Origin of the sequence: Marinovum sp. PR37 (genome assembly GCF_028807375.1) — a bacterium.
Taxonomy (GTDB): domain Bacteria; phylum Pseudomonadota; class Alphaproteobacteria; order Rhodobacterales; family Rhodobacteraceae; genus Marinovum; species Marinovum algicola.
The window spans coordinates 80,310-88,131 of the sequence record NZ_JARAML010000022.1; the positions used below are offsets into that span (position 1 = coordinate 80,310).

The window sequence follows — 7,822 nt, forward strand, 5'->3', positions numbered from 1 at the left end:
CCATGGGGATGGGACGACATGAGTTTACGCGCAGAGATCAATTCAGCGCTCAAACAGGCCATGCGGGACAAGGACGCCCGGCGCCTGTCGACGCTGCGCCTGATCAACGCCGCCATCAAGGACCGCGAGATCGCGCTGCGTGGGTCCGGCGAGGAAGAGAGCCTGGGGGAGGCCGATGTGCTTGCCATCCTGGGCAAGATGGTCAAGCAGCGGCAGGAAAGCGCCCGCACCTACGAAGAGGGCGGGCGGCTGGACCTGGCCGCGCGCGAGCTGGAAGAGATCGAGGTGATCGAGGAATTCCTGCCGCGCAAGCTCGACGACAAGGAAGTATCGGCGGCGATCGATGCGGCTGTGGCCGAGGTCGGTGCCTCGTCGATCCGCGACATGGGCAAGGTGATGGGGGCGCTCAAGGCGCGCCACACCGGGCAGATGGATTTCGGCGCGGTCGGCTCGCAGGTCAAGGCGCGGCTGGCGCAGGGCTGAGCCGGCGTCGCTCCGCCGGCTTCGATCGGCCTGTTTCGATCAGCCTGCTTCGATCCGGGGCGCCTGCGGCGCACAGTAGGCCTCGGCCCCCATCCTGACCTTCCCCCGGACACGGGGGAAGGAACCTCTTGGCGGGCCGACCCTGTTTCATCTCTGTCTGTGCGCCTCGCTGATGAGGCCGGGCTCAGGGCTCACCAAAGCAATGCCTCGAAGACACCCCACGCCCTCTCCGGACCTGACAGCGTGCGCGTCCGGGGCAAGCAAAATAGCCGTCTCCCCGCAAGCGGGGCCCTCGGAGATTTGGCTGGCCCCTCCCTGTGCGCGCTGTCCTGTCCTCCCCGGGCGAGGGGCGGCTCCGAAGCAATGAGCAGGCTTCCCGGAAACGCTCCGGTGGAGCGTTTCGCCTGCGCATGGGCGGAGCCCAAGGCTTCCCGGAAATGCTCCGGTGGCGCGTTTCGCCTGCGCATGGAGCGGCGCGTCGGATTACAGGTGAAATTCCTGCCGGATGGCCCGGTCGTCCGCGACGCGGAAGCGCTGCACGAAGCGGGTCTTGAAGCTGATGCGGCCGCGGCGGGCGCCGAAGTTTTCGCCGTGGTTGAGCAGATAGAGCACGCGCGGTGCCTCGAGCGTCGTCAGCGGGCGGCCCGCCAGGCGCGCCAGATAGGGGAACATGCGGTGTTCGTGCTGGCTCATCTCGCGCAGCAGGTCTATCTCTGCCGGGCCATTGGCGAGATCGAAGCGCAGGGCGGCACAGGAGCCGCAGAGCTTCCAGAAGGGTTTGCGCAGCGGTTGCGTCAGGCTGCGCGGCGCCGCCAGCGCCAGGGCGTCGGCGGATTTGTCGTAGACGTAGCCGGTTTGCGCCAGATAGCCGCCGCGGGCCTCGCGACTGATGATTTCCGAGACCAGGCCGGGATGGGCCAGATCGTCGGCGTCGAAGGTCATGGCATAGCCGGCGGCGGTGCCGAGCGCCGGCAGGTGATCGCAGAGCTGCGCCAGCTTGCGCCATTTGTCGTTGCCTTCGACCGGGGTGGTGAAAGGCAGGAAGGTGACGCGCGGATCGTCGGCCAAGTCTTTCGGCCGGTCCTGGCCGCAGATCACCGCCTGCCAGCGGGCGTCGCTCTGGCGCCGCAGGCTGGCCAGCGTGGCGGCGAGGCGGGCGCAGGTGCCCGCCCAGTCGCCGACATGGTGGCGGCCGACCAGCGGGATCAGGAAGACGACCGTGTCGGCCGGGGCGGTGGCCCGATGCGGGCGCAGGGTCAGCGCCGCGCGTTCCGAGGATTGCAGGCCGGTGTCGCGCGCCATCAGCCGCGAGGGGCCGAGGCTCGCGGCAGCCGCGAGGCGCCGCAGACGGGCAGGTTTGGGGGTCGCGGGGATCTGGGCCATGTCGGGATCAGCGGCGCGCCGGGGGCAATTGCCGGCTGAGGTCCTGGAATAGGGCCATGCGTTCGTCTTCGGACAGGAAGGCGCCGATCTCGACCTCGCGGCCGCAGCCGGTGAGGGTGACGTAATTGGGCACCGGGCCGCCGTCGGCATGCAGGTGCGGCCGGGTCCAATAGGCGTTGCAGGCCCAGTTCTGATCCGGGCCATTGGGGTTGTGGCGGGTAAGCGATACCGTCTCGGGCGTCAGGCGCAGCACCTCGAGCAGCTGGCAATCGCGGTGGTTGCGGTCGAGCGCGTACCACAGCCCGCCGAGCGCCAGCAACAGGAACGGCAGCAGTCCCCAGAGCAGCACCGTGCCGAGCACCGTATAGAGCGGGATCGTGGCGAGGGTGAAGGTGGCCAGGAGAAACGCCGCATAGCCCCGGGGTGGCAGCGATTCATGCGGCCAGAGGCGCAGTTCGGCCTCGTTCGGAGAGGGGCTTGGCAACCATCGATAGGGCATAGGAAGTATATAGGAGTCGGCCGGGCCGGCGTCGACTGAAATATCGCCGCAGGACGGGGCCGGGCGCACGGGAAGCGAGCCAGGGGATGGTCGCGCACCGCGGCCCCGGCTGGCGATCCTTGGGGGGTCCGCCAGCAAAAGCGCCTTGCGGCGCCCCCTGCGTCAGGCTGGCATGAAATCATCGGCGCCCCTGTGAGACAGGTCACAGCGCCGGTGACTGCCCGCCCGGTTCTGGAGAAAACCGGAAAACGCGTTTGGGTCAGCCTGCCGTTTTCGGGCAGAGCAGGCAGGGGCCCCGGGTGGGGGTGTCGCCCTGCGGCCGCGGGTCCGAGGGAAAGGTCAGAAGGGGCAGAGTGCCGGCACCGAAAGCCTGTGCGGGCGGGGGTGTCGCGCTGGCCAGAAAGCCGGCGGCGAGCAGGGTGAGAAGGCGGGTCATGGCAAAGTCCTTTGCGGCAATAATGCAGTTGCAGCATAGCGCGTGACCCAACGTCAACCTGTGTGACCGGTCACACTTCCGACCGCTTTCAACCAGCGCATGAAAAAGGCCCGCGCAATGCGCGGGCCTTTTCCTGTTTCTGTCTGGCGCGATCAATGCGCCGGATGCTTGTCCCAGTCTTCCTGCTTGGGCAGGATTTCGAAGGTGTGCTCCGGCGGCGGGGTCGGCAGCGTCCATTCCAGCGTATCCGCGAATTCGTTCCAGTAGTTGTCGCGCGTCTCCTTGGCGCCGCGCAGGAGGGCCTGGCCGACGATGTAGAAGAACAGCAGGAACGAGGCGAAGGAGATGAACGCACCGATCGACGACCACCAGTTCCAGGTGGCGAATGCCTCCGGGTAGTCGATGTAGCGGCGCGGCATGCCCTGACGGCCGAGGAAGTGCTGCGGGAAGAAGGTCAGGTTGGCACCGATGAAGAACATCCAGAAGTGCACCTGGGCCAGCTTCTCGTTGTACTGGCGGCCGGTCATCTTGGCGAACCAGAAGTACATGCCGGCAAAGATGCAGAACACCGCGCCCAAGCTCATCACGTAGTGGAAGTGCGCCACGACGTAATAGGTGTCGTGATAGGCCCGGTCGACCGCTGCCTGGCTCAGCACGATGCCGGTCACGCCGCCAACGGTGAACAGGAACAGGAAGCCCATGGCAAAGAGCATCGGCGCCTTGAACTCGATCGAGCCGCCCCACATCGTTGCGATCCAGGAGAAGATCTTCACGCCGGTCGGCACCGCGATCACCATGGTCGCCAGCATGAAGTAGCTCTGCTGGGTCAGCGACATGCCGACGGTGTACATGTGGTGTGCCCAGACGACAAAGCCCAGCGCGCCGATCGCGATGATCGCCCAGACCATCGGCAGGTAACCGAAGACCGGCTTGCGCGAGAAGGTCGCGATCACGTGGCTGACGATGCCGAAGCCCGGCAGGATCACGATGTAGACTTCCGGGTGACCGAAGAACCACAGGATGTGCTGGTAGAGGATCGGGTCACCGCCGCCGGCGGGGTCGAAGAAGGTGGTGCCGAAGTTGCGGTCGGTCAGCAGCATGGTGATCGCGCCTGCCAGAACCGGCAGCGAGAGCAGGATCAGCCAGGCGGTGACGAAGATCGCCCAGGAGAACAGCGGCACCTTGAAGAGCGTCATGCCCGGGGCACGCATGTTCAGGAAGGTGGTGATCATGTTGATCGCGCCGAGGATCGAGCTGGCGCCCGAGACGTGCACCGCAAAGATCGCCAGGTCCATCGACAACCCGCCTTCGTTGGTCGAGAGCGGCGGGTAGAGCACCCAGCCCACGCCGGAGCCAAGCTGGTCGTTGCCGCCCGGGGCCAGGACCGAGGAGACGGCCAGGGTGGTGCCGGCGACATAAAGCCAGAAGGACAGGTTGTTCATCCGCGGGAACGCCATGTCGGGCGCGCCGATCTGCAACGGCATGAAGTAGTTGCCGAACCCGCCGAAGAGGGCGGGGATGACCACGAAGAACATCATCAGGATGCCGTGGCCGGTGATCAGCACGTTCCAGAGGTGGCCGTTCGGGGTACAGACCGCGTCCGAGGCAATCAGCCGGGCGCCTTCCATGCACATGAACTGCACGCCGGGCTCCATGAGCTCCAGACGCATGTAAACGGTGAAGGCCACCGAGATGAAGCCCGCAAACGCAGAGACGATGAGATACAGGATCCCGATATCTTTGTGGTTGGTGGACATGAACCAGCGGGTGAAGAAACCGCGCTGATCCTCATGCTCGTGGCCGTGAATGGCGGCGTCAGCCATGTCTCGTGCCTCCTGCTAGACAAAACATGGGCGCATGCACCATAGCCGGCGCCCGGACTCTCGGACCGGTTCTAGAATGCACGCCCGGGATCGGCAACGGGTCAGATTGACCTAGATCAAGAAAAAGTGTCGCGGGGGGCGTGGCTTCGCCGGTGGCGCCTGGCTGGCGACGCTCTAGCTGGCGACGACGATGAGCCCGAGCAGGGGAATCACCAGCGCCGCCAGCCAATAGGGCAGCCTGCGGTTCCAGATCGGGGTGGGTTGAAAGCAATTGCCACAGACCGGCGCGCCAAAGCGCAGGCGATGGGCGCAGCTGGGACAGTGAAACAGACGACGGGCCACGGGGGTACCTCGGGCGGTGCTTACGGGGCGAAACGGTTGGGAAGGCGATTTGGTTCCAGCCCGATGATGCAGATGGCCCGATGTGCAGAAAGCGAAATGCGCGCGGGCCAGTGACATCTATCACCACCCCGGCGCGTTTTCATGCGACGCCAGAACTGATGCTGCGCAGTCGGGCACAGGGGGGCGGATATGCGGTGAATGGCGCGACTTCGTGAGCTGAGCTGCGGCCCGGCGGATGGTCGGGGAAGCCCGCAGGCGCCCGGCCGGTGATGGCGCGGGTCGGGATCAGTCGATCTCGCCGAAGACCGCGTCGAACTGGCTGCGCAGCGCGACATCGAGGTCGGCCATGGTGACGGGCAGCCCGAGATCGACCAGGCTGGTGACCCCGTGGTCGGTGATGCCGCAGGGGACGATGCCGGAGAAATGCTCGAGATCCGGCTCGACGTTGATCGAGACGCCGTGAAAGCTCACCCATTTGCGCAGGCGGATGCCGATGGCGGCGATCTTGTCTTCCTGTGGCTCGCCGGTCGCGGTCAGCGGCTTGTCGCCGCGCGCGACCCAGACCCCGACGCGGCCGTCGCGAATCTCGCCCTTGACGTTGAAGGCGTCGAGGGTGGCGATCACCCAGGACTCGAGCTGGTGCACGAAACGGCGCACGTCGCGGCCGCGCCGACCGACATCCAGCATGACATAGGCCACCCGCTGCCCCGGCCCGTGATAGGTATACTGGCCGCCGCGCTTGCTGGGATGTACCGGGAAGCGGTCGGGATCGGTCAGATCCTCGATCCTGGCAGAGGTGCCTGCGGTGTAGAGCGGCGGATGTTCGACCAGCCAGACGGCCTCGTCCTCGCGGCCCGCGGCAATGGCGGCCGCGCGGGCTTCCATGAAGGCGACGGCGGCGTCGTATTCGGTCAGCCCGTCGGAGATGATCCATTCTACCATGCGGATGAGGTACACCGGCGGCGCGGGAGGGGGAAGCGGAAAGCGGTGTCGGGGGCGCTGCCCCCGTCGCCTTTGGCGACTCCCCCGAGGGTATTTTCGGCAAGAGGAAGCGGCAGGAAGGGGGCTTTGGCGGCGGTGGGAAAAAAAGTGCCGGGGGGCGGTTTTCGCTCTTGGCATTGTCCGGGCTATTGGCTAAACCCCGCCCACCAGTTCAAAGTGCGGTCGTGGCGGAATTGGTAGACGCGCAGCGTTGAGGTCGCTGTGGGGTAACTCCCGTGGAAGTTCGAGTCTTCTCGACCGCACCAATTTTCTCTCGCGAGAAAGACGGTGACGAAAAAGCCCCTGTTTGTCAGGGGCTTTTCGCGTTTTGCGAGGGGCCTGAAGGCCCGATTCTCAGGGCTCCGGCGGGGCGGTCTTCCACGTGCCTTTCAGCAACCGCAGATGGAAGGGCGGGAATTTCACCAGCTCCTCGAGCAGCAGCAGCGAGAAGATCCAGATCACCGGCAGGTCGAGCCAGAGAACCATGAGGGCGGTCGCCGGCACCCGGAAGAGCCATTGCGACCAGATGAAGATATGCATCACATAGACCGTGTCGCCGCCGGCGCGCAGGGTGTTGCCGCAGATCGCGTTGGAGCCCTTGGGGAAGGGCAGTACCAGCAGGATCGGCAGGAAGCCGAGCAGCGTCATCTGGGTTTCGCGGGACAGATCGGCGTAGAGCCAGGGGCTGGCCAGGATGACCCCGGCGTAGAAGGTGGCGACCAGGGCCGCAGCCAGCAGCGCCACGCGCCATGCGGCGGCAAGAAAGACCTCGAGATCCTCGGACGGTGTCTGGCGGCCCAGCATCTGGCCCACCATGATGCCGGTGGCCTGGGCCCAGCACATGCCGACGGTGCCGGCGACCTGGACCCAGGGCATGATGATCGTCATCGCCGCGAACTGGTTGACCGGCAGGGTGGCATAGATCAGCCCGCAGACATGCAGCGCGATGGTGGCGCTGGCGAAGGTGGCGGCGATCGGCAGGGCAAAGACCAGATGCCGCCGGAGTGATGCGGAAAAGCTGCCGTTGCGCCATCCCGGTGTGCGCAGCAGGTCACGGCGGGTTCTGAGCAGCACGACGGCGAGAAAACCGACCTGCACCATGGAGGCCAGGGCGCTGCCGAGTGCCGCGCCGAGCACGCCGAGCGCCGGGGCGCCAAAATGGCCGTGGATCAGGATGACGCTGGTGGCGATGTTGACCGGCACGGCGAGGCCATAGCTCAGCGCCGGCAGACGGGTGTCGCCGCAGCCATTGAAAAATCCGGTCAGGCATTGGCCCACCGCCTCGGCCAGGATCACCACGGCGAAGACCGAGAGATAGCGCCGCGCCTGGTCCGCGATCCAGGCGTCATGTGCGAGGGCCTCGATGGCGGGGCCGGCGGCGAGGGCCAGCACGGCGAGGCCTGCGAGGATCACCGAGACATTGATTGTCAGCCCGGCCAGCAGGGCGGATTTCAGGAACACCCGGTCGCCGGAGCCGAAGGCCTGGGCGATGCGGATCTGGGTGGCATTTGAAAAGGCGACGATCAGCCCGAGCAGCAGACCGGCGATCGAGGCCGAGAGGCCCAGCACCGCCACCGCCGGCTCGCCCAGCGACGAGACGAGCCAGGCGTCGATGACGACGATGCCATGCAGCATGATCGCCTTGAAGGTCAGCGGCCAGGCGAGGTTGAACACCGCGCGCGTCGAGGGAATGTCCCTCGTCAGGGGGAAATGGGTCATCGTGACTGGGTCCATGGGTTCGCGACGGCCCGGGTGGGCGGTCGCTCTGGGGCGGCGGGCGCGCGGGGCGCTCTGGCGGCAAGAGTCAAGGGGGGAGACGGCAGGGGCAGATGGCCCCTGTCATTTTTCATTTTCGAAGTATGAAGCGTTGTCTTT

The 7,822-nt window shown here is 66.2% G+C and carries 8 protein-coding genes and 1 tRNA gene; 2 read left to right on the forward strand and 7 right to left on the reverse strand.

Going from position 1 to position 7,822, the window contains the following annotated elements; translation table 11 throughout:
* Positions 1–18: 18 nt before the first annotated feature.
* The gene (locus tag PVW49_RS17245; RefSeq protein ID WP_048532131.1) at positions 19–483 is read left to right on the forward strand and encodes a GatB/YqeY domain-containing protein; all 465 of its coding nucleotides are present in this window, start codon (positions 19–21) and stop codon (positions 481–483) included.
* Positions 484–966: 483 nt separating this feature from the next.
* On the opposite strand, the gene PVW49_RS17250 is transcribed toward PVW49_RS17245, so the two are convergent.
* The 6 genes from PVW49_RS17250 to lipB form a co-directional block, all read right to left on the reverse strand.
* Complete coding sequence (locus PVW49_RS17250) at positions 967–1,866, reverse strand: hypothetical protein (RefSeq protein ID WP_074838508.1); 900 nt, start codon at positions 1,864–1,866, stop codon at positions 967–969.
* Positions 1,867–1,873: 7 nt separating this feature from the next.
* Complete coding sequence (locus PVW49_RS17255) at positions 1,874–2,365, reverse strand: DUF2244 domain-containing protein (protein ID WP_074838505.1); 492 nt, start codon at positions 2,363–2,365, stop codon at positions 1,874–1,876.
* Between the two features lie 259 nt (positions 2,366–2,624).
* Positions 2,625–2,801 (reverse strand): hypothetical protein, encoded by a 177-nt coding sequence (locus tag PVW49_RS17260; RefSeq protein WP_158499034.1) that lies wholly within the window; start codon positions 2,799–2,801, stop codon positions 2,625–2,627.
* Positions 2,802–2,953: 152 nt separating this feature from the next.
* Complete coding sequence (gene ctaD / locus PVW49_RS17265) at positions 2,954–4,624, reverse strand: cytochrome c oxidase subunit I (protein WP_048532128.1); 1,671 nt, start codon at positions 4,622–4,624, stop codon at positions 2,954–2,956.
* A 174-nt stretch (positions 4,625–4,798) separates the two neighbouring features.
* Positions 4,799–4,966, reverse strand: a complete 168-nt coding sequence (locus PVW49_RS17270) for a hypothetical protein (RefSeq protein WP_170850590.1) — start codon at positions 4,964–4,966, stop codon at positions 4,799–4,801.
* A gap of 285 nt (positions 4,967–5,251) precedes the next feature.
* The gene (gene lipB / locus PVW49_RS17275; protein ID WP_274591126.1) at positions 5,252–5,908 is read right to left on the reverse strand and encodes a lipoyl(octanoyl) transferase LipB; all 657 of its coding nucleotides are present in this window, start codon (positions 5,906–5,908) and stop codon (positions 5,252–5,254) included.
* A gap of 218 nt (positions 5,909–6,126) precedes the next feature.
* Between lipB and PVW49_RS17280 the strand changes: the two genes are divergently transcribed.
* Positions 6,127–6,213 (forward strand) — tRNA-Leu (locus tag PVW49_RS17280).
* 88 nt (positions 6,214–6,301) lie between these two features.
* On the opposite strand, the gene PVW49_RS17285 is transcribed toward PVW49_RS17280, so the two are convergent.
* Positions 6,302–7,666 (reverse strand): MATE family efflux transporter, encoded by a 1,365-nt coding sequence (locus tag PVW49_RS17285; protein WP_274591127.1) that lies wholly within the window; start codon positions 7,664–7,666, stop codon positions 6,302–6,304.
* Positions 7,667–7,822 lie beyond the last annotated feature (156 nt).

Excerpts from the sequence above, each read along its gene's own strand:
- PVW49_RS17245 (WP_048532131.1), top strand. The coding sequence starts at position 19 with ATGAGTTTACGCGCAGAGATCAATTCAGCGCTCAAACAGGCCATGCGG.
- PVW49_RS17250 (WP_074838508.1), bottom strand. The coding sequence starts at position 1,866 with ATGGCCCAGATCCCCGCGACCCCCAAACCTGCCCGTCTGCGGCGCCTC.
- PVW49_RS17255 (WP_074838505.1), bottom strand. The coding sequence starts at position 2,365 with ATGCCCTATCGATGGTTGCCAAGCCCCTCTCCGAACGAGGCCGAACTG.
- PVW49_RS17260 (WP_158499034.1), bottom strand. The coding sequence starts at position 2,801 with ATGACCCGCCTTCTCACCCTGCTCGCCGCCGGCTTTCTGGCCAGCGCG.
- ctaD (WP_048532128.1), bottom strand. The coding sequence starts at position 4,624 with ATGGCTGACGCCGCCATTCACGGCCACGAGCATGAGGATCAGCGCGGT.
- lipB (WP_274591126.1), bottom strand. The coding sequence starts at position 5,908 with ATGGTAGAATGGATCATCTCCGACGGGCTGACCGAATACGACGCCGCC.
- PVW49_RS17285 (WP_274591127.1), bottom strand. The coding sequence starts at position 7,666 with ATGACCCATTTCCCCCTGACGAGGGACATTCCCTCGACGCGCGCGGTG.